The sequence below is a fragment of the Pseudomonas mendocina genome (assembly GCF_003008615.1).
GTDB lineage: Bacteria > Pseudomonadota > Gammaproteobacteria > Pseudomonadales > Pseudomonadaceae > Aquipseudomonas > Aquipseudomonas mendocina_C.
This window is the reverse complement of sequence record NZ_CP027657.1, coordinates 2,420,726-2,441,036: the sequence shown is the minus strand read 5'-3', so window position 1 is coordinate 2,441,036 and position 20,311 is coordinate 2,420,726. Positions and strand designations below refer to the sequence as shown.

Annotated in this window: 18 protein-coding genes; 10 read left to right on the top strand and 8 right to left on the bottom strand. The window is 63.2% G+C overall.

The window, feature by feature from the left end; translation table 11 throughout:
* The first annotated feature begins 51 nt into the window (after nucleotides 1-51).
* Nucleotides 52-2,100: an oligopeptidase A gene (prlC, locus tag C7A17_RS11295; protein WP_106738130.1), complete on the top strand. Its 2,049-nt coding sequence runs from the start codon at nucleotides 52-54 to the stop codon at nucleotides 2,098-2,100.
* On the top strand, nucleotides 2,097-2,369 hold the full coding sequence (locus C7A17_RS11290; RefSeq protein WP_106738129.1) for a YheV family putative zinc ribbon protein: 273 nt from the start codon (nucleotides 2,097-2,099) through the stop codon (nucleotides 2,367-2,369). The genes prlC and C7A17_RS11290 overlap by 4 nt, the downstream gene beginning before the upstream one ends.
* Nucleotides 2,370-2,632: 263 nt before the next feature.
* Here C7A17_RS11290 and C7A17_RS11285 read toward each other — a convergent pair whose 3' ends face one another.
* Complete coding sequence (locus tag C7A17_RS11285) at nucleotides 2,633-3,424, bottom strand: AraC family transcriptional regulator (protein WP_106738128.1); 792 nt, start codon at nucleotides 3,422-3,424, stop codon at nucleotides 2,633-2,635.
* An 81-nt stretch (nucleotides 3,425-3,505) separates the two neighbouring features.
* Between C7A17_RS11285 and C7A17_RS11280 the strand changes: the two genes are divergently transcribed.
* The 4 genes from C7A17_RS11280 to C7A17_RS11265 all read left to right on the top strand — a co-directional run bounded on the left by C7A17_RS11280 (nucleotide 3,506) and on the right by C7A17_RS11265 (nucleotide 7,105).
* The gene (locus C7A17_RS11280) at nucleotides 3,506-4,501 is read left to right on the top strand and encodes a bile acid:sodium symporter family protein (protein ID WP_106738127.1); all 996 of its coding nucleotides are present in this window, start codon (nucleotides 3,506-3,508) and stop codon (nucleotides 4,499-4,501) included.
* A 55-nt stretch (nucleotides 4,502-4,556) separates the two neighbouring features.
* Nucleotides 4,557-5,063, top strand: coding sequence for a hypothetical protein (locus C7A17_RS11275; protein WP_106738126.1), 507 nt, complete (start codon nucleotides 4,557-4,559; stop codon nucleotides 5,061-5,063).
* A gap of 72 nt (nucleotides 5,064-5,135) precedes the next feature.
* Nucleotides 5,136-6,197: a PA0069 family radical SAM protein gene (locus tag C7A17_RS11270; protein ID WP_106738125.1), complete on the top strand. Its 1,062-nt coding sequence runs from the start codon at nucleotides 5,136-5,138 to the stop codon at nucleotides 6,195-6,197.
* A 179-nt stretch (nucleotides 6,198-6,376) separates the two neighbouring features.
* Nucleotides 6,377-7,105, top strand: a complete 729-nt coding sequence (locus C7A17_RS11265; protein ID WP_106738124.1) for a carbonic anhydrase — start codon at nucleotides 6,377-6,379, stop codon at nucleotides 7,103-7,105.
* A gap of 250 nt (nucleotides 7,106-7,355) precedes the next feature.
* Here the strand turns inward: C7A17_RS11265 and oadA are convergent, their stop codons facing one another.
* The gene (gene oadA, locus C7A17_RS11260) at nucleotides 7,356-9,164 is read right to left on the bottom strand and encodes a sodium-extruding oxaloacetate decarboxylase subunit alpha (RefSeq protein WP_106738123.1); all 1,809 of its coding nucleotides are present in this window, start codon (nucleotides 9,162-9,164) and stop codon (nucleotides 7,356-7,358) included.
* Nucleotides 9,165-9,172: 8 nt separating this feature from the next.
* The gene (locus C7A17_RS11255; RefSeq protein WP_106738122.1) at nucleotides 9,173-10,588 is read right to left on the bottom strand and encodes an acetyl-CoA carboxylase biotin carboxylase subunit; all 1,416 of its coding nucleotides are present in this window, start codon (nucleotides 10,586-10,588) and stop codon (nucleotides 9,173-9,175) included.
* Nucleotides 10,589-10,740: 152 nt separating this feature from the next.
* On the opposite strand from C7A17_RS11255, the gene C7A17_RS11250 reads away from it, so the two are divergent.
* Nucleotides 10,741-11,715 (top strand): LysR family transcriptional regulator, encoded by a 975-nt coding sequence (locus tag C7A17_RS11250; RefSeq protein ID WP_106738121.1) that lies wholly within the window; start codon nucleotides 10,741-10,743, stop codon nucleotides 11,713-11,715.
* A 71-nt stretch (nucleotides 11,716-11,786) separates the two neighbouring features.
* Nucleotides 11,787-12,974: an XdhC family protein gene (locus C7A17_RS11245; protein WP_106738120.1), complete on the top strand. Its 1,188-nt coding sequence runs from the start codon at nucleotides 11,787-11,789 to the stop codon at nucleotides 12,972-12,974.
* A 302-nt stretch (nucleotides 12,975-13,276) separates the two neighbouring features.
* Here C7A17_RS11245 and C7A17_RS11240 read toward each other — a convergent pair whose 3' ends face one another.
* The 5 genes from C7A17_RS11240 to hexR form a co-directional block, all read right to left on the bottom strand.
* On the bottom strand, nucleotides 13,277-15,520 hold the full coding sequence (locus C7A17_RS11240) for a xanthine dehydrogenase family protein molybdopterin-binding subunit (RefSeq protein WP_106738119.1): 2,244 nt from the start codon (nucleotides 15,518-15,520) through the stop codon (nucleotides 13,277-13,279).
* Between the two features lie 14 nt (nucleotides 15,521-15,534).
* Nucleotides 15,535-15,993, bottom strand: coding sequence for a (2Fe-2S)-binding protein (locus C7A17_RS11235; protein WP_106738118.1), 459 nt, complete (start codon nucleotides 15,991-15,993; stop codon nucleotides 15,535-15,537).
* A 211-nt stretch (nucleotides 15,994-16,204) separates the two neighbouring features.
* Nucleotides 16,205-16,417: a PA3496 family putative envelope integrity protein gene (locus C7A17_RS11230; protein WP_106738117.1), complete on the bottom strand. Its 213-nt coding sequence runs from the start codon at nucleotides 16,415-16,417 to the stop codon at nucleotides 16,205-16,207.
* A gap of 70 nt (nucleotides 16,418-16,487) precedes the next feature.
* Nucleotides 16,488-16,802 carry a YceK/YidQ family lipoprotein gene (locus tag C7A17_RS11225; RefSeq protein WP_199796420.1) on the bottom strand — a complete coding sequence of 105 codons (315 nt, stop codon included), beginning with the start codon at nucleotides 16,800-16,802 and terminating at the stop codon, nucleotides 16,488-16,490.
* Between the two features lie 28 nt (nucleotides 16,803-16,830).
* Nucleotides 16,831-17,697, bottom strand: a complete 867-nt coding sequence (gene hexR / locus C7A17_RS11220; RefSeq protein ID WP_106738115.1) for a transcriptional regulator HexR — start codon at nucleotides 17,695-17,697, stop codon at nucleotides 16,831-16,833.
* Between the two features lie 261 nt (nucleotides 17,698-17,958).
* On the opposite strand from hexR, the gene zwf reads away from it, so the two are divergent.
* Nucleotides 17,959-19,401 (top strand): glucose-6-phosphate dehydrogenase, encoded by a 1,443-nt coding sequence (zwf, locus tag C7A17_RS11215; RefSeq protein ID WP_106742865.1) that lies wholly within the window; start codon nucleotides 17,959-17,961, stop codon nucleotides 19,399-19,401.
* Between the two features lie 283 nt (nucleotides 19,402-19,684).
* Nucleotides 19,685-20,203 (top strand): Hcp family type VI secretion system effector, encoded by a 519-nt coding sequence (locus tag C7A17_RS11210; protein ID WP_106738114.1) that lies wholly within the window; start codon nucleotides 19,685-19,687, stop codon nucleotides 20,201-20,203.
* The last annotated feature ends 108 nt before the right edge of the window (nucleotides 20,204-20,311 follow it).

Below are 20,311 nucleotides of genomic sequence, written 5' to 3'. Positions count from 1 at the left end.
TGCCGCTCTCTGCGCCGCAACCCTACCTTCATTCGCCACAGGTGCCTCGTCGTGACCGCGAACAATCCCCTGCTGCAAGACTTCGACCTGCCGCCCTACTCGCTGATTTTGCCGGAACACGTCGAGCCCGCTGTCGACCAGATCCTCGCTGACAGCCGCACCGCCATCGCCAAGCTGCTCGAAGCGCAGCAGGCCAATCCGAGCTGGGACGGCCTGGTGCTGGCGCTGGACGAACTCGGCGCACGCCTGGGCCGCGCCTGGAGCCCGGTCAGCCACCTCAACGCCGTGCGCAACAGCCCTGAACTGCGCGCCGCCTACGAGGCCTGCCTGCCCAAACTGTCGGAATACTGGACAGAGATGGGCCAGAACAAGCCGCTTTTCGACGCTTACGAGGCCCTGGCCAACAGCCCGGCTGCGGCCAACTTCGATGTGGCGCAGAAGACCATTCTCGAACACGCCCTGCGCGACTTCCGCCTGTCCGGCATCGACTTGCCGGCCGAGCAGCAGAAGCGCTACGGCGAGATCCAGATGCGCCTGTCCGAACTGACCAGCAAATTCTCCAACCAACTGCTCGACGCGACCCAGGCCTGGACCAAGCTGATCGATGACGAAAGCCGCCTGGCCGGCCTGACCGACTCGGCCAAGGCACAGATGAAACAAGCCGCCGAAGCCAAGGAATTGGAAGGCTGGTTGATCACCCTGGAATTCCCCAGCTACTACGCGGTGATGACCTACGCCGACGACCGCGCCCTGCGCGAAGAGGTGTACGCCGCCTACTGCACCCGCGCCTCCGACCAGGGGCCGAACGCCGGGCAGAACGACAACGGCCCACTGATGGCGGAGATTCTCGACCTGCGCCAGGAGCTGGCGCGCCTGCTCGGCTTCGCCAACTACAGCGAGCTGAGCCTGGCCAGCAAGATGGCCGAGAACACCGACCAGGTGCTGAGCTTCCTGCGTGACCTGGCCGTACGCAGCAAGCCGTTCGCCGAGCAGGATCTGGCCGAACTGAAAGCCTTTGCCGCCGAACAGGGCCTGAGCGACCTGCAGAGCTGGGACGTCGGCTACTACAGCGAGCGCCTGCGCCAGCAGCGCTACAGTATTTCGCAGGAAGAGGTTCGCGCCTGGTTCCCGGTGGACAAAGTGCTCAGCGGCCTGTTCGCCATCGTGCACAAGCTCTACGGCATCGAGATTCGCGAGCTGAAAGACTTCGACACCTGGCACCCGGACGTGCGTCTGTTCGAGATCAGCGAGAACGGCCAACACGTCGGGCGCTTCTTCTTCGATCTCTACGCCCGGGCCAACAAGCGCGGCGGTGCCTGGATGGACGGTGCCCGCGACAAGCGCCGTGACGCCCACGGCCAACTGGTCGCCCCGGTGGCCAACCTGGTGTGCAACTTCACCCCGCCGGTCGGTGGCAAGCCGGCGCTGCTGACCCACGATGAAGTCACCACGCTGTTCCATGAGTTCGGCCATGGCCTGCACCACCTGTTGACCCGCGTCGAGCATGCCGGTGCCTCGGGCATCAACGGTGTGGCTTGGGATGCGGTCGAGCTGCCAAGCCAGTTTATGGAGAACTGGTGCTGGGAGCCGGAAGGCCTGGCGCTGATTTCCGGCCACTATGAAACCGGCGAAGCGTTGCCGCAGGCCATGCTGGACAAGATGCTGGCGGCGAAGAACTTCCAGTCCGGCCTGATGATGGTGCGCCAGCTGGAATTCTCCCTGTTCGACTTCGAACTGCACGCCACCCATGGCGACGGCCGCAGCGTGCTGGACGTGCTCGAAGGCGTGCGCAGCGAGGTCTCGGTGCTGCGTCCGCCGGCCTACAACCGCTTCGCCAACGGCTTCGCGCACATCTTCGCTGGCGGCTATGCAGCCGGTTACTACAGCTACAAGTGGGCTGAAGTGCTCAGCGCCGATGCCTTCTCGAAATTCGAGGAAGAAGGCGTGTTCAACGCCGACACCGGCCGTGCCTTCCGCGAGGCGATCCTCGCCCGTGGCGGCTCGCAGGCGCCGATGGTGCTGTTCGTCGATTTCCGTGGCCGTGAGCCGAAGATCGACGCCCTGCTGCGCCACCTTGGCCTGAGCCAGGAGGCCGCATGAGCGAGGTTACCCCGAAGCGCTTCATCGCCGGCGCCGTGTGCCCGGCGTGCAGCGAGACCGACAGCATCAAGATGTGGAACGTCGACGGCGTGCCGCACCGCGAATGCGTCCGCTGCGGCTATGCCGACACCCTCGACGCGCGCGGCAACTCGGTACCCAAGGAGATCCCCACGCGGGTCAACGTCAGCGGCCTGAAACCCAAGGCCAGTGCAGGCGTTCAGGCCGTGCAGTTCTTCCCCAATCCCAAGCTGAAGAAGCCGAAGGAATAACGCGTCGTCCGCATGCAATCCGGGGATGGCATGCCGGACATTGTCCTGGCGGAACCCATATTCGTAGGGTGGGTTAGCGGCGCCGAACGCCAATCTTGCATACGCAGATACAGACGGCGCGCCGCGTAACCCACCAGACGATAGATCGTGTTGCGTCAATGGTGGCTTACTCCACCGTAGGCACAGCGTTTTTTAACCTCCGTGACAAGCGGCACCCTACGAATCGGGGCGATTGCTGCAGGCGAGTTGCACTCACCTCGACCTTACTCGCGGAAAAACTCCCCCGGCGTCGCGCCGAACTGGCGACGAAAGGCAGCGATAAAGGCCGATAACGAGTCGTAGCCGCAGGCCAGCGCCACATCGGTGACACGCTCGCCCTGCTCCAACGGGGTCAGCGCATCCAGCAAGCGTTGGCGCTGGCGCCATACGCGAAAACTCAGGCCCGTCTCACGCAGGAACAGCCGGCTCAGGGTCTTTTCCGAAACCCCCAGGCGCTCACCCCATTCGCCCAGGCCCAGTTGGCGCAGCGTCGCATCCTCCAGCCCCTGACACACCTCACGCAGCCGCGCGTCCTGCGGTAACGGCAGCACCAGCGCGACGTCCGGTGCGGCGCGCAATTCGTCCAGCAACACCGCCGCCAGCCTGCCCGGTGCGCCCTGCTCGTCGTACTCGGCCGGCAACGCGCTGAAACCGCGAATCAGCTCGCGCAGCAGCGGGCTGACAGCAAGCACTCGGCACTCGGCCGATCCCCAGGGCACCGCGCTACCGTCGATGTACAGGCTGCGCATCTCGGTACGCGGCGAGCTGAACACCTGGTGCTCGACGCCCGCCGGCACCCATACCGCCCGCTGCGGCGGGGCGACGAAACGGGCGTCAGCGGTCTGCACCTCCAGCACACCGGCGATGGCGTAGGACAACTGCACCCAGGGATGCGTATGGCGAAAGGTCAGGGCACGGTTGGTCAGCGATTCGGTGCGGCCATAGAGCGGCCGAGGCAGGCTCGGCAGCTCGGGCAGGCTGCGATGCAGGGTGGCAGGATGTCTGTTTGGCGACACTTGCTGGCTCTTTGGCGTTAGCCGGAAATTTTCGATGACGATAGTGTGGCGGCCTCCTGTATCGCAAGTCCGAGATTCGCCATGTTTCTGCGCCGCCTCCTGCCCGATGCCTTCACCCTGACCCTGCTCGCCGTGGTACTAGCCGCCACGCTGCTGCCCGCCAGCGGCCAGATCGCCACGATCTTCGAATGGATCACCAACCTGGCCATCGCCCTGCTGTTCTTCATGCACGGTGCCAAGCTGTCGCGCCAGGCGATTCTCGCCGGCGCAGGCCACTGGCGCCTGCACCTGCTGGTGTTCGCATGCACCTTCATCCTCTTTCCCCTGCTCGGCCTGGCGCTCAGGCCGGCGCTGGAGCCCCTGCTGGGCAAAGAGCTGTACCTGGGCATGCTCTACCTCTGCGCCCTGCCGGCCACCGTGCAGTCGGCCATCGCCTTCACCTCGCTGGCGCGTGGCAACATCCCGGCAGCAATCTGCAGTGCGGCGGCCTCCAGCCTACTGGGCATCTTCCTCACCCCGTTGCTGGTGGCCTTCCTGATGGGCGTGCACGGCGACAATGGCTCGATCCTCGATGCCATCGGCAAGATCAGCCTGCAATTGCTGCTGCCCTTCGTCCTCGGCCAGATCGCCCAGCGCTGGATCGGCGGTTGGGTCAACAAGAACAAGAGTTGGCTGAAGTACGTCGACCAGAGCTCTATCCTGCTGGTGGTCTACACCGCCTTCAGCGCCGCGGTGATTGGCGGCCTGTGGCAGCAGGTACCACTGGTCACCTTGCTGCTGGTGATTGCCGCCTGCTGCGTCCTGCTGGCCCTGGCTCTGGTGCTGACCCACCTGCTGGGCAAATGGCTGGGCTTCAGCCTGGAAGACCGCATCACCATCCTGTTCTGCGGCTCGAAGAAGAGCCTAGCTACCGGCGTACCGATGGCCCAGGTGCTGTTCGCCGGCAGCGCCATCGGCGTACTGATCCTGCCGCTGATGCTGTTTCACCAGATCCAGCTGATGGTCTGCGCCGTTCTCGCCCAGCGCTATGCGCGCCGTCCGGAATGTGACGTGATCGAGGGCAAGACCGCTTCCTGAGCAGCCCTGCGATGCGCTAGCGTGCAGGGCGTTACCCACACTCACAAGGATGTTTATGTGCCCTCTCGCACAGCTGATCGGCGCGGCCCTGCTCGGTGCCGCGTCAACCGCCCTGGCCACGGATTTCGGCCAGTCGATCTACGCGGGGATGGACGCCCGCTTCGATATCGCCACGACGCCGCCCTATCAGGATCCTGAACCCGAGCTGCGTATCCTGCTGCAGTCGAAGAAGGCCTACAGCACCCGCAACCACTTCTGCATCATCGGCTACCGCTGGCCGGACGGTCACTCCTTTGCCTCCGTACACTGGCGCGAAGGCGGGCTGATCGTGCGCTGGTATGGCGGCACGAGCTGGGAGGACGATGAGTTCGAGTGGTATTTCAACAAGGCCGTCAACCTGCAGACCGGCGTGATCGATGCCGATGACCCACAGGGCAGCACCTTCCTCGTCACCCTGCGCCAGGCAAACGGTACGCAGGAAGACTGCCGCCGCTACGGTCGCCAGTACGTGGTCGAGCCCTTTACCCCACCGCCACCACCACCTGTCGAAGAAGACTACTGAAAGGCGCGAAGCACTGGCGCGGATAGGACAACCCATATACTGTTCATACATACAGTATATGGAGTGTTTCACATGTCCCTGAACCTGCCGCCGCGCGGTCGCGGCACCGCCAGCAATCCGCACAACCGCTATGCGCCCACCCGCTCGCAGCAGGAAGATGATGGCTGGTATCAGGACGAGACGCCGCACAGTCGCGCCACCGAAGTGCGCCAGGAGAAGGCGAAGACGGCGATCACCCGCAACAATTCGCCGGATGTCGGCTTCGACCGTTCGGTGAATCCTTACCGCGGCTGTGAGCATGGCTGCATCTACTGCTTCGCCCGGCCGACTCACGCCTATTGGGACATGTCACCCGGCATCGACTTCGAAACCCGGCTGATCGCCAAGACCAACCTCGCCGAGCGCCTGGAAGAACAGCTGCAGAAACCTGGCTACGTGCCGCAGCCCATTGCCCTGGGCATCAACACCGACGCCTATCAACCCATCGAACGCGAACAGCGCCTGACCCGCCAGGCCCTGGAAATTCTGCTGCGCTACAAGCACCCGCTGCACATCATCACCAAGGGCTCGTTGATCCTGCGCGACCTCGACCTTCTCAGCGAGCTGGCCAGCCACAACCTGGTCAGCGTGGCCTTCAGCCTGACCACCCTGGATGACGAGCTCAAACGCATCATGGAACCGCGTACCGCCACACCTGCGGCGCGCCTGCGCGCCATGCGCACCCTGCACGAGGCTGGCGTGCCGGTCAGCGCCATCTGCGCACCGATGATTCCCATGATCAACGACATGGAACTGGAGGCGCTGCTCGAAGCCGCCCGTGATGCCGGCGCCCGCTCGGCCGGTTACGTGCTGCTGCGCCTGCCGCTGGAGATCGCCGGGTTGTTCGAGGAATGGTTGCAGGTGCACTTTCCGGATCGCGCTGCCCATGTGATGAGCCTGATTCGCCAGAGCCGCGGCGGCAAGAACTACGACAGCCGCTTCGGCAGCCGCATGCGCGGTGAGGGCCAGTTCGCTGATCTGCTGGAACAACGCTTTCGCCTGGCACGGCGCAAGCTCGGTCTGGATCGGCGCGGCAGCGTGATGCTGGACTGTTCGCAGTTCTGCCCACCGGGCGCGCAATTGAGCCTGCTCTGAACGCACGCCCCGCTCAGCCCTCTAAAAGCCACCCACCCGACCGCTGAAGCTGTGCATCAATTGCAAATATCTGCTGGTTGTCGCGCCGTCTGGCGCAGGAGAAACTTGCCGTGTGACTCGCACAGCGCAGCGACAGTCGTTCTAGCAGCGTATTTTCAGCTAACAAAGAGGTTCAGGGCATGCCTTACAAACACCAGGTGATTCCGCTTCAGACCCACGAGGGCAACGAGACCGCCGAGCAGGCGCTGCACAGCATCGTCGATGGCTTCAAGCGCTTTCGCAACGAGGTCTTCCCCCAGCAGGAAGAGCTATTCAAGAAGCTCGCCACCGCCCAGAACCCCCGCGCCATGTTCATCACCTGCGCCGACTCGCGCGTGGTGCCGGAACTGATCACCCAAAGCTCGCCCGGCGACCTGTTCGTCAACCGCAACGTCGGTAACGTGGTGCCGGCCTACGGGCAGATGATGGGCGGCGTCTCCACCGCCATCGAATACGCGGTGATGGCCCTGGGCGTGCAGCACATCGTCGTGTGCGGCCACTCCGACTGCGGCGCGATGAAAGCCGTACTCAACCCCGCGTCGCTGGAAACCATGCCCACGGTAAAAGCCTGGCTGCGCCATGCCGAGGTGGCGCGCACCGTCGTGGCAGAGAACTGCAACTGCAGCGACGACAAGGAAGCCCTGGCCGTACTCACCGAAGAGAACGTAGTGGCGCAACTCAACCACCTGTGCACGCACCCGTCGGTGGCCGCCAAGCTGGCGCGCGGGCAGCTGTTCATCCATGGCTGGGTGTATGACATCGAAACCAGCCAGATCAAGGCCTACGACGCCGAGCTGGGCAGCTTCCTGCCGCTCGATGGCGACAAGATCCCGATGGCTACGCCGCGCGCACGTTTTCCACAGGCCTGAAACGCGCCGGCCGGAGTCTGGGCTCCGGCCGGCTGAAGGAAAGGGCCATGCCCCGCGCCAGCGGTGCTGATCGCCCGCGCTGTGCTCACGCACCTGGGGCATGGCCAGAGAACTGAGGTAAAAAAAGGAGCCTTACGGCTCCTGGGTCTCAAACCCTATGGCGCCTCAAATGAGACGCCAGTGAATAAAAAAGGAGCCCGGGTTACGCCCCGTCAAATTTGCCCATCCAACAGGCCGGGCTCCATAGAGGTTAACCTTCGATTTCCACCAGTACTTCGCCTGGGTTGACGCGGTCGCCCTTGGCCACGTGAACGGCCTTGACCTTGCCGGCAACCGGCGCCTGCACTTCGGTTTCCATTTTCATCGCTTCGGTGATCAGTACTGCCTGACCGGCCTTGACCGTGTCACCTTCCTTGACCAGCACATCGACGATGTTGCCCGGCATGGTGGTGGACACATCGCCCGGTGCGCTGGCCTGCTTGCGCTTGCCACCGGCACCTGCAACGAAATCGTTGAGCGGCTCGAACACCACTTCTTCCGGCATACCGTCGATGGACAGGTAGAAATGGCGCTTGCCGTCGCCCTTCACACCGACGCCGGTGATGTCCACGCGGTAGCTCTCGCCATGCACATCGACCACGAACTCGGTCGGTACACCTTCGCCGCCGACCGGCGCAGCGCCCTGGCCGTTCGGCATGGGCAGCAACTCTTCCGGCTTGAGGGTGCCCGCCGCGCGCTCTTCGAGGAACTTGCGCCCGATATCGGGGAACATGGCGAAGGTCAGCACGTCCTCTTCGGACTTGGCCAGGCTGCCGATCTCTTCACGCAGGCGCGCCAGCTCGGGCTTGATCAAGTCAGCCGGACGCACGTCGATCACTTCCTCGCTGCCGATGGCCTGCTTGCGCAGTTGCTCGTCGACCTTGCCTGGGGCCTTGCCGTAGCGGCCTTGCAGGTACAGCTTCACCTCGTTGGTGATGGTCTTGTAGCGCTCGCCGGCCAGCACGTTGAAGAACGCCTGGGTGCCGACGATCTGCGAAGTCGGCGTTACCAGTGGCGGGAAACCGAGGTCGGCACGCACGCGCGGAATCTCTTCCAGCACTTCGTTCATGCGGTTCAGCGCACCCTGCTCCTTGAGCTGGTTGGCCAGGTTGGAAATCATCCCGCCCGGCACCTGGTTGACCTGCACGCGAGTATCCACGCCGGTGAACTCGCTCTCGAACTGGTGGTACTTCTTGCGCACGGCGTGGAAGTACATGCCGATCTCCTGGATCAGCTCCAGATCGAGGCCGGTATCGAATTCGCTGCCCTTGAGCGCGGCGACCATCGACTCGGTGCCCGGATGGCTGGTGCCCCAGGCCAGGCTGGAGATGGCGGTGTCGATATGGTCGGCACCGGCTTCGATGGCCTTGAGCTGGCACATGGCGCCGAGGCCGGCGGTGTCGTGGCTGTGAATGAACACCGGCAGGTCGACTTCGCTCTTCAGTGCCTTGACCAGTGCGAAGGTGGCGTACGGTGTGAGCAGGCCGGCCATGTCCTTGATGGCGATGGAGTCGATTCCCATCGCCTGCATGGCCTTGGCCTGGGCGACGAAGGCTTCGGTGGTGTGCACCGGGCTGGTGGTGTAGGCGATGGTGCCCTGGGCGTGCTTGCCGGCGGCCTTGACCGCCTCGATGGCCACGCGCAGGTTACGCACGTCGTTCATCGCGTCGAAGATGCGAAACACGTCGATGCCGTTGACCGCCGCCTTGGCCACGAACGCCTTGACCACGTCATCGCTGTAGTGGCGGTAGCCGAGCAGGTTCTGCCCGCGCAGGAGCATCTGCAAACGGGTGTTGGGCAGCGCGGCCTTGAGCTGGCGCAGACGCTCCCACGGGTCTTCCTTGAGGAAGCGAACGCAGGCGTCGAAGGTGGCGCCACCCCAGACTTCCAGCGACCAGTAGCCGACACGGTCGAGCTTGTCGCAGATCGGCAGCATGTCTTCGGTGCGCATGCGCGTGGCCAGCAGCGACTGGTGGGCATCGCGCAGGACGGTATCGGTAACGGTGATCTTCTTGCTCATGATGTCCCCTACAGGCCCGCGTGGGCAGCGATGGCGGTGGCGATGGCGATGGCCAGGTGCGACGGGTTGCGCTTGATCGAGTACTGGGTCAGTTCCGGATGGCTCTCGACGAAGCTGGTGTTGAACTCGGCACTGCGAAATTCGGCGTTACGCAGGATTTCCTGGTAGTACGGCGCAGTGGTCTTCACACCCTGTACGCGCATGTCGTCCAGCGCACGCAGGCCGCGATCCATCGCCTCTTCCCAGGTCAGCGCCCAGACGATCAGCTTCAGGCACATCGAGTCGTAATAGGGCGGAATGGTGTAGCCGGTGTAGATCGCCGTGTCAGTGCGCACGCCGGGGCCGCCGGGCGCGTAGTAACGGGTGATCTTGCCGAACGAGGGCAGGAAGTTGTTCTTCGGATCCTCGGCGTTGATGCGGAACTGCAGGGCATAACCACGGTGGATGATGTCTTCCTGCTTGACCGACAGCGGCAGGCCGCTGGCGATGCGAATCTGTTCGCGAACGATGTCGATGCCGGTGATTTCCTCGGTGATGGTGTGTTCTACCTGCACCCGGGTGTTCATCTCCATGAAGTACACCTCGCCCTCGGCGAGCAAGAACTCCACGGTGCCGGCGTTCTCGTAGCCCACCGCCTGCGCGGCGCGCACCGCCAGGTCACCGATATAGGCGCGCTGCTCGGGGGTGAGTTGCGGGCTGGGGGCAATCTCGATCAGCTTCTGGTTGCGGCGCTGGATCGAACAGTCACGTTCGTACAAGTGCACGGTATTGCCGTGGCTGTCGGCGAGAATCTGCGCCTCGATGTGCTTGGGATTGACGATGCACTTTTCCAGAAACACTTCGGCGCTGCCGAAGGCCTTGGTCGCCTCGGAAATCACCCGCGGGTAAGCCTGCTCCAGTTCCTCACGGCTGTTGCAGCGACGAATACCACGGCCGCCACCACCGGAAGTGGCCTTGAGCATCACCGGGTAACCGATACGCTCGGCTTCGCGCAGGGCTTCGGCCAGGTCGGCGACGTTGCCTTCGGTACCTGGGGTAACCGGCACACCGGCCTTGATCATGCTGCGGCGGGCTTCGGTCTTGTCCCCCATGCGGCGGATGACTTCGGCCGACGGGCCGATGAACTTGATCCCGCGCTCGGCGCAGATTTCCGCCAGCTCAGCGTTCTCGGAAAGGAAGCCATAACCGGGATGCAACGCGTCGCAGCCGGTTTCAACAGCCAGGTTCACCAGCTTGCGCGGGTTCAGGTAACCCGCCAGTGGATCTTCACCGATGCTGTGCGCTTCGTCTGCACGCTTGACGTGCAGTGCATGGCGGTCGGCCTCGGAATAGATGGCGACCGAGCGGATGCCCATCTCGGCGCAAGCACGCACGATGCGGACGGCAATCTCACCACGGTTGGCGATCAGGATTTTCTTGATCACGGTTCGAATCCTCAGCGCAAAGCTGTCAGGGGCGGCGGCCAGTACGCCGAACGCCCCGCTAACCTAGCCGGCTAGACGAATTAACTAAAATCAATAATTATTTGATCAGCCATAAGCAATTACTTATAGATTGATCACAAGGGGACGAAATCGTGCGTAAAACCCTGCTGCGCATGACATTGCGCCAGCTGCAGGTGTTCCGCGCCGTATGCGAACACGGCTCCTATAGCCGCGCCGCAGACGAAATGGCGCTCACTCAGCCGGCCGTGAGCCTGCAAATTCGCCAGCTGGAAGAGCTGGTCGGTCAGCCGCTGTTCGAGTACGTCGGCAAGAAGCTCTACCTGACCGAAGCCGCCGAAGCCCTGCGTCGCGCCAGCAGCGACATATTCGGTCGCCTGGAAAGCCTGGACATGCAGCTGTCGGACTTGCAGGGGTCGCTGCAAGGCCAGCTCAATCTGTGCGTCGAATCCAGCGCCAAGTACTTCATTCCCCACCTGTTCGCCGAATTTCGCCAGCGTTACCCCGAAGTCAGCTTGAACCTCACGGTGGTCAATCACAGCCTGGTCGTACGCCGCCTGACCCTGAGCCGCGACGACCTGATGATCATGAGCCAGGTGCCACAGGACATGGCGCTGGACTTCCTGCCTTTTCTCAACAACCCGATCATAGCCGTCGCCTCGCCGGATCACCCGCTATGCGTGGAAGGAAGTCTGCAACTGCAGGATCTCACCAGTTACCCGCTGCTGATTCGCGAAACCGGCTCGGGCACCCGCCGTGCCTGCGAGGAATACTGCCATCAGAAGCGCGCGCACTTCCCACAGGTTCTGGAAATCGGCTCACTGGAATCCCAGCGCGAGGCCGTACTGGCAGGGCTTGGCCTGGCAATGCTGCCGCGTCATGCCGTGCGTCTGGAGTTACAACACGGCCTGCTGCGCGAGCTGCCAGTAGCTGAGCTGCCGCTGCAACGCAGCTGGTGCGTGGTGAATATCCGTGGACGGCGGCTATCACCCGTGGCGCAGGCATTCGTTGACTTCATTCGCAGCGAACGGGCAACTATCGCCGAGCTGGAAGCACGCTTCCAGAACGGCAGCACAGGATCGGGCAAGAATCTCGCAGGATCGGCCTAACCCTTCTTAACTGACATGCGGGACATTGCCACCCTGGGATCGCTCCAACAAAACCTGCCTGGGAGAAACCTATGCTGTCGGGAACCAGCGCCCTGCTCAGCGCCGTCACCGCGCTCGAACGCGAAAACGGCCAGGCCGTGCTCGCCACGGTGGTCAAGGTCGAAGGCTCGGCCTATCGCCGTCCCGGCGCGCGCATGCTGATCCCACTCTACGGCGGCACGGTGGGCACCATCAGCGGTGGCTGCCTGGAGTCAGAGGTGGCGAAGAAGGCCTGGTGGCTGACCGATAGCGGCGAAGCGGTGGTACGCCGCTACAGCACCGCGACCCAGGACGACGATGACGATCAGGACGCCGCACTGACCTTCGGCCTTGGCTGCAATGGCACCGTGCACGTACTGCTCGAGCGTCACAGCCCTGAAAAACCGCTGCCCGTACTCGACCTGCTACGCCAGGTGCGCGATAGCGGCCAGGCCGGCGCCGTGGCCACGGTGATCGCCAGCTACCGCAACGCACGCGTGCGGGTGGGCGATCGCCTGTCACTGCACCCGTCGCTGCACGACAGCGGCCGCTTGATCGAACCCGCGCTCGATGTACAGGTACGTACCGACCTGGCCGACACCTTGGCGCAGTGCCGCTCCTCGTTACGCACCTACCGCGACGAAAGGGGCGAGGTAGAAGTGTTCTGCGAATACCTGGCACCGCAGCGGCGCCTGGTGATCTTCGGCGCCGGTCACGATGCCCAGCCGCTGAGTCATATGGCCAAGCTGCTGGACTGGCATGTGACGGTGGTGGACGGTCGCGCCCATTTCGCCCGCGCCGAGCGCTTTCCGGACGCCGATCGGGTGTTGCAGGCCGATGCACGTCCGCCCTACGGGTTAAGTGATCTCACCGACGGCGCGATGGTGGCGATCATGAGCCATAGCTACAGCCAGGATCGTCACTGGCTGGGCAGTGTGCTGCAGGGCAAGCCCGCCTATATAGGCCAGCTGGGGCCACGCGATCGTACCGAACGCCTACTTGTCGAGATACGCCAGCAGACCACACAACTGCCAGCGCTGGAACGCCTGCACTACCCCATCGGCCTGGATATCGGCGGCGACACGCCGGAGAGCGTGGCCACAGCGATTCTCGCGGAGATGACGGCAGCACTGAATCAACGTAGTGGCGGCATGCTCAAGCATCGCCAGGCAGCGATCCATGCGCCGACCCCGCAAGACTCCAGCGAGCTCGAAACGATAGCGAGACTGACCGTCTCCTGAGCGCCCGGATTGCATCCGGATACAAACTTGCAGCGCGTAGGGTGGGCTGAAGCCCACCCTACGCGCTGGATTACACCCGGGATACTGCTCGCCACCTTCGTAGGAGCGGCTTCAGCCGCGATCCATCGCCAAAGCTCGCCGCTGAAGCGGCTCCTACATAAGAAAACGGCTGATCTACCCCTGTGGGAGGGGCTTTAGCAGCGACGCCGTTGCAGCAATCTCGCCGCTAAAGCGCTTCCCACAGCCCCCACAAACAAAGCGCCCGGGCAGTTGCCCGGGCGCTTTGTTTGCTGCAGCCAGCCTCAGGCCTTGATCTGCGCCGGGAACGGCAGCTTGCGCAGACGCACCCCGGTCGCCGCGAACAGGGCATTGGCCAGAGCCGGTGCCAGCGGCGGCACGCCCGGTTCACCCACACCGCTCGGGTTGGCAGCAGAAGGCACGATGTGCACTTCGACCTTGGGCATCTCGTTCATCCGCAGCACCTGGAAGTCGTGGAAGTTCGATTGCTCGACACGCCCCTCCTTCAAGGTGATCGCGCTATGCCGAGCCATCGCCAGGGCGAAGCCGATCCCACCTTCCATCTGCGCCTTGATCACGTCCGGGTTGATGGCGATGCCACAATCCACGGCGCACACCACGCGATCCAGGCGATAACTGCCATCGGCCTTCACCGTGACTTCGGCAACCTGCGCCACGAACGAGCCGAACGACTCGTGTACGGCGATACCACGGCCCCGTTTCTCGCCATCCGCACCGGCGGCCAGCGGTTTGTCCCAGCCGGCCTGCTCGGCAGCCAGCTTGAGCGCACCACGGTGGCGCGGATGCTTCTCCAGCAGCGCATCACGGAAGGCATAAGGGTCTTTGCCGGCGGCAACGGCGGCTTCGTCGATCATGGTCTCGGCGACGTAACCGGTATGGGTGTGGCCCACCGAACGCCACCACAGCACCGGCACCTTGATATTGGTCGGCGTGCTCAACTCCACCTGCAGGTTGGGCACCGCGTAGGACAGGTTGGAGACACCCTCGACCGAGGTATGGTCGATACCGTCGTGCACCAGCGCGGCCTCCAGTGAAGTACCGGCGATGATCGACTGGCCGACCAGGCGGTTATGCCAGGCTTGCAGGTTGCCCGCCTCGTCCAGCCCGATGCGCACACGGTGCAGATACAACGGTCGATAAGAACCGGCACGGGTATCGTCTTCGCGCGTCCAGACCAGTTTGACCGGCGCATCGACGCCCTTGCCACGCGCGGCCTTGGTGATCGCCACTGCCTCGAGCAGGTAATCCGACACCGAGCTGGCGCGACGACCGAAGCTGCCGCCGGCGTAGAGCTGATTCAGCGTGATCTTCTCCGGCGGCAGCCCCAGGTAAGCGCCGATGAGGTTCTGATCCACGGTCTGGAATTGCTCACCGTTCCAGATCTCGCAGCGGTCATCCGATAGTTTCACCAGGCAGTTCATCGGCTCCATCGCCGCATGCGCCAGGTAGGGGAATTCGTAGTCGGCTTCAACCACCTTCGCCGCCTTGGCCAACGCGGCTTCGGCGTCGCCATTGCGCGTCGCCGGCAAACCCGGCTTACCGGCACTCTCGCGGTATTGGGCAAGGATTTCCTCGCTGCCGAGGGTAAATGCCTGGCTTTCGTCCCAGTCGATCACCAGCGCATCACGGCCCTGACGCGCAGCCCAGGTGTTCTTCGCCAGTACGGCGACGCCGGTGCGGCCATGGGGCAGATCACGCAACTCCACCACGTCGACCACATCGCGCACGGCCTTGGCCTTGCTGCTATCGACCGAACGCGGCACGCCGCCAAAACGTGGCGGATAGGCAACCATCGCCACCAGCATGCCCGGCAGCTTGAAGTCCTGGGTGAAGACGGCGCTGCCATCGGTCTTGCCATGGCTGTCCTTGCGGCGCAGGTCGAGCTTGCCGATCAGCTTGAAGTCCTGCGGATCCTTCAGCTGCACCTGCTGCGGTACCGACAGTTGCGCAGCGGCATCCACCAGTTCGCCGAAGCCCGCCTGGCGTCCCGAACCGGCGTGGCTGACCACACCCTGGCTGACGCTGATCTCACTGGCCGGCACGCCCCAGCGCTGCGCCGCAGCGGCGACCAGCATGGCCTTTGCAGTAGCGCCAGCGTTGCGCATCTGCTCCCAGGAGTTGGCCATCGCGGTACTGCCGCCGGTGCCCTGCATCGGGCCGAAGGCCGTGTTGTTGTAAAGCTTGGCGTCGGCTGGCGCACCGTCCACCCGCACCTTGCTCCAATCGGCGTCCAACTCTTCGGCCAGCAGCGTGGCCAGGCCGGTGTAACTGCCCTGGCCCATTTCCAGATGCTTGGCCAACACGGTCACCATGCCATCACTATCGATGCGCACGAAGGCGTTGGGGCCGAATGGCTGGCTGGCGGTCGTCGCCAGCGCCTCGCCACCGCGCATCAAGGGCGCCAGGAAAAAGCCCAGCGCCAGACCGCCGGTACCCTTGAGCAGACTGCGACGACTGACGTTGAGAATGCCGCGAGCGGCGCTGTCGGGGGTTTCGATCTTGCCCATGATGACGTGCCTCCTCAGGCCAGTTGCCCAGCAGCTTCGTGGATGGCGGCACGAATCCGCACATAGGTGGCACAGCGGCAGATGTTGCCGCTCATGGCCGCGTCGATATCGGCATCGGTCGGCGCCTTGTTGCTGCTCAGCAGGGCCGTCGCCGCCATGATCTGACCGGACTGGCAATAGCCACACTGCACCACATCGAGCTGGCGCCAGGCCTCCTGCACCACCTTGCCCACGGCGTCCTCGCCAACGGCCTCGATAGTGGTGATGCGCTTGCCTGCCACTGCCGACACCGGCGTCACGCAGGAGCGGGTCGGTTGCCCCTCGACATTGACCGTGCAGGCGCCGCACAGCGCCATACCACAGCCGTACTTGGTTCCGGTGAGATTGGCAACGTCGCGCAAAGCCCAGAGCAGCGGCATGTCGCCGGCCACATCCAGCTCATGGTCGGTGCCATTGAGATTCAGGGTAATCATGATCTGCCCACCTTATTCCGATGGTGTCTGATGGTTCCGGCATGGCCTGCCGGCGCTCACGGTCGACCCCGCACACAGGGGCCAGACACTAACTGTAGTGGGCACGAAAGGTGCTGTCGCGGTGAGCCGGACAGATCAGCAGAAGCGGGCAATAAGTTCGTAGAATCGGGCAAGCGCACCGCCCTGCCAGTCGCGGAGCGGTGCTCGCCAATCAGGCAGCGTTGCGTTGCACTCGGTCGACAGCCTGCATACGGCCGGCAGAAATCAGCTCGGGATAGTCGGCCAGCTCACGCTGCAACTGGCATTGTTCGGCGTAGTCCTCAATGGCCCGTCGGTAGGCCATGCGCCGTTGATCCTGCAATTTGCGACGGGTCTTGGCATCAGGCTGATCATGCAATTGCGCGTCATCGAAGATACGAGGCATCTCGGTTCTCCCGGAACGAAAGGCTGGAGTCCCCAGCATCGCTCAGGCAGATGACGCTTTGGCGGCAGCGCTATGAAGCCTCGGTGACACCTGGTACCGCACTGGTTTCAGACTTTTTCTCCGAGTCGTCGCGATTGAGCAGACGCACCGTATCGACCGGTAGCAACAGCGTATCCAGTGCAACATCCACAGGTAGAGAAACCAGCACAATCGGACAAGCCAGAAAATACCAACACCACAGATCGCCAGTTAGCTCGAGTGCGGTATTGGTCGCTGGATACAGATCAGAAGGCCTATCCGGGCCCAACCTGGAGGCCACGGTACTGCATCCCATAACGAGCACGGTGAGCACAATCAGCGCTCCTTGTCTCACCATGTCTTTCATCCTTGAAAGCATCCGCTAATCGCTCTACTCAGTCTTCGCTGTTACGCAGCGACTTCGGCGACAGGCGCAGGCTACGCAAGCTGCGCTTGACGCTCTTGAGGTGGTTGACCAAGGTCGGGCCGCGCGCCATGGCGACCCCCATGGCCAGCACGTCGATCACTACCAGGTGGGCGATACGCGAGGTCAGCGGGGTATAGATCTCGGTATCTTCCTGCACGTCGATGGCCAGGTTGACGGTGGCCAGATCGGCCAATGGCGTCTGGCTCGGGCACAGGGTAATCAGGCTGGCACCGGCCTCACGCACCAGGTTGGCACTGATCAGCAGATCCTTGGAACGCCCGGACTGGGAAATGCAGATGGCCACATCACCCGGCTTCAGGGTCACGGCACTCATCGCCTGCATGTGCGGGTCGGAATACGCCGCCGCATTGAGCAACAGGCGGAAGAACTTGTGCTGGGCATCGGCCGCCACCGCACCGGAGGCGCCAAAACCGTAGAACTCGACGCGCTGCGCCTGCGCACAGGCAGCGATGGCACGTTGCAGTGCTTCGGGGTCGAGCTTCTCGCGCACCTCCATCAGGGTGTGCAACGTGGTGTCGAAGATCTTCAGGCTGAAGTCGGCGACCGAGTCGTCCTCATGGATGGCGAACTGGCCGAAGCTGGCGCCAGCGGCCAGGCTCTGCGCCAGTTTCAGCTTGAGATCCTGAAAACCGGTGCAGCCGATGGCACGGCAGAAGCGCACGATGGTCGGCTCGCTGATGCCAACGCTATGCGCCAACTCAGCCATGGAGCTGTGCATGACCGATGCAGGGTCAAGCAGGACGTGATCGGCCACCTTGAGTTCCGATTTGCGCAGCAGGTGGCGCGACTGGGCGATGTGTTGCAACAGATTCACTTAGATTGGCTCTATGCAGAAAAGGGTCTACCGCGGGCACTCGACTGACCATAGCTCGGTTATGATCAGCGGTCGGCGGTTGTAGTGACCTTGTAGTTATACTACATGGCTTGCATTCACGCACAGCCAACAGGCAGTTTAAAACCGATACGCGGTGGAAAAGACGCCCTGAAGCACCCAGCCAAGCGCAGCAGATGGATGCTGCCGGGCCGTTTCCCCATGATTGCAGCTAGCCTGCAAAAACGAGTCGGAGTGTTTCCCTTGAGTATTCCCTGCGACATGCTGGTCTTCGGTGGTACGGGCGACCTGGCCCTGCATAAGCTGCTGCCAGCGCTCTATCACCTGCACCGCGAAGGTCGCTTGCATAGCGATATGCGCATCCTCGCCCTGGCTCGCAGCAGCCACACCCGCGAGGCCTACCAGGCCCTGGCCGAGCGTCACTGCCGCGCTCAGGTCGCTCGCGCCGATTTCGCCACAGACACCTGGGCCAGCTTCGCCGAGCGCCTCGACTACTTCGCCATGGACGCCGCGCAAAGCGCCGACTTTGGCCGCCTGGCCAAACGCCTGGGGCGCGACGAAGGCCGCGTACGGGTCTACTACCTGGCCACCGCACCAAACCTGTTCGAAGATATCGCCGCCCACCTGGCCAACGCCGGCCTGGCCGGCCCCGAAGCGCGCATCGTGCTGGAAAAACCCATCGGCCATTCGCTGGAGTCGGCCCGCGCAATCAACGCCGCCATCGGTGCCGTATTCGATGAGGCACGGGTGTTCCGCATCGACCATTACCTGGGCAAGGAAACTGTGCAGAACCTTATGGCGCTGCGCTTCGCCAATGCCCTGTTCGAACCGGTGTGGCGCGCCGGGCATATCGACCATGTGCAGATCAGCGTCTGCGAAACCCTGGGCGTGGAAAACCGCGGCGCCTACTACGACAACGCCGGCGCCATGCGTGACATGATCCAGAACCACCTGCTGCAGTTGCTCTGCCTGGTGGCCATGGAGGCGCCGGTACGCTTCGACGCCGAGGCGGTGCGCAACGAGAAGGTGAAAATCCTCGAAGCGCTGAAACCCATCAGCGGCCTCGACGTGCAGGACAAGACCGTGCGCGGCCAGTACACCGCCGGCAAGATCGGCGGCCACGACGTGCCCGCCTACTACTTCGAGAAGAACGTCGACAACGACAGCGACACCGAAACCTTCGTCGCCGTGCAGGTGGAGATCGACAACTGGCGCTGGGCCGGCGTGCCGTTCTACCTGCGCACCGGCAAACGACTGGCGAAGAAGGCGTCGGAAATCCTCATCCAGTTCAAGCCGGTGCCGCATCGCCTGTTCAACGGTGGCGAAGCCAACCAGCTGCTGATCCGCCTGCAACCGGAAGAACGCATCAGCCTGCAATTGATGGCCAAGAACCCCGGCAAGGGCATGCACCTGAAACCGGTGGAACTGGATCTCAACCTGGCCAACGCCTTCAATCAGCAACGCCGCTGGGACGCCTACGAGCGCCTGCTGCTCGACGTGATCGAAGGCGACTCCACCCTGTTCATGCGCCGCGACGAAGTCGAAGCTGCCTGGCAATGGGTCGACCCGATCCTGCAGGGCTGGCACCAGCACTACCAGAGCCCGCGTCCCTACCCGGCCGGCAGCGATGGCCCGGAGCAACTGCAACACCTGCTGGAACGCCACGGTCGACACTGGGCCGAGTGATCGACCTGGCAAATTCTTGCGCAGAGCGCTGTGGATAAAACCGCGCTCAAGCGGGCACAAGCCAGGAAATACGCGCCATTCAGCACCCTGCGCAACAACCTGCACAGCACTGCGCAACTTGCTGCACAGTTTTGCGTGACCTAACACTCATCATGACCACCACCAGTCATCAGGTCACATCAACTCTTTGTTTTTATTGATCTTTAAATTTCTGGCATGCCGCTCGCTATAACCCTGGCTCCCGGATCGAACACGATCCATGACCCAGGCAAGGAGAGCACTCATGCCAACACCCGCGTATCTGTCCCTCGAAGGCACCAAGCAAGGTCTGATCACCGCTGGCACCTTCACCGAGGACTCGGTCGGCAACATTTTCCAGGAAGGTCATGAAGACCAGATTCTGGTTCAAGCCTACAACCACCAGGTCATCATCCCGCGTGACCCGCAGTCCGGCCAACCGACCGGCCAGCGCGTACACAAGCCGCTGATGATCACCAAGGTCTTCGACAAGTCCTCGCCGCTGATCTTCAACTCCCTGACCTCCGGTGAGCGTCTGAGCAAGTGCCGCCTGGAGTGGTACCGCACCTCCTCCACCGGTACCCAGGAGCACTACTTCACCATCGAACTGGAAGACGCCGTGATCGTCGACGTGCAGTCGCGCATGCCGAACTGCCAGGATCCGAACATGGCGCACTTCACCCACCTGGAAGACGTCTACTTCACCTACCGCAAGATCGTTTGGACCCACGAAGTCTCCGGTACTTCCGGCTCCGACGACTGGCGTACCCCGATCTCCGCGTAAGCCGGGATCGCGTCCGCGTCACCGCAGCGGCCAGGCATCGTCCTGGCCGCTGCGTTTCGGCAAGCAGCGCATAGAACGCGCCGGCAGATCGCCGAAAACCTCGACCGT

What these genes read in the sequence shown, in the direction of transcription:
- C7A17_RS11290 (WP_106738129.1), top strand. Translation starts at nt 2,097, where the DNA reads ATGAGCGAGGTTACCCCGAAGCGCTTCATCGCCGGCGCCGTGTGCCCG.
- C7A17_RS11280 (WP_106738127.1), top strand. Translation starts at nt 3,506, where the DNA reads ATGTTTCTGCGCCGCCTCCTGCCCGATGCCTTCACCCTGACCCTGCTC.
- C7A17_RS11275 (WP_106738126.1), top strand. Translation starts at nt 4,557, where the DNA reads ATGTGCCCTCTCGCACAGCTGATCGGCGCGGCCCTGCTCGGTGCCGCG.
- C7A17_RS11270 (WP_106738125.1), top strand. Translation starts at nt 5,136, where the DNA reads ATGTCCCTGAACCTGCCGCCGCGCGGTCGCGGCACCGCCAGCAATCCG.
- C7A17_RS11265 (WP_106738124.1), top strand. Translation starts at nt 6,377, where the DNA reads ATGCCTTACAAACACCAGGTGATTCCGCTTCAGACCCACGAGGGCAAC.
- oadA (WP_106738123.1), bottom strand. Translation starts at nt 9,164, where the DNA reads ATGAGCAAGAAGATCACCGTTACCGATACCGTCCTGCGCGATGCCCAC.
- C7A17_RS11245 (WP_106738120.1), top strand. Translation starts at nt 11,787, where the DNA reads ATGCTGTCGGGAACCAGCGCCCTGCTCAGCGCCGTCACCGCGCTCGAA.
- C7A17_RS11240 (WP_106738119.1), bottom strand. Translation starts at nt 15,520, where the DNA reads ATGGGCAAGATCGAAACCCCCGACAGCGCCGCTCGCGGCATTCTCAAC.
- C7A17_RS11235 (WP_106738118.1), bottom strand. Translation starts at nt 15,993, where the DNA reads ATGATTACCCTGAATCTCAATGGCACCGACCATGAGCTGGATGTGGCC.
- C7A17_RS11230 (WP_106738117.1), bottom strand. Translation starts at nt 16,417, where the DNA reads ATGCCTCGTATCTTCGATGACGCGCAATTGCATGATCAGCCTGATGCC.
- C7A17_RS11225 (WP_199796420.1), bottom strand. Translation starts at nt 16,802, where the DNA reads ATGAAAGACATGGTGAGACAAGGAGCGCTGATTGTGCTCACCGTGCTC.
- C7A17_RS11210 (WP_106738114.1), top strand. Translation starts at nt 19,685, where the DNA reads ATGCCAACACCCGCGTATCTGTCCCTCGAAGGCACCAAGCAAGGTCTG.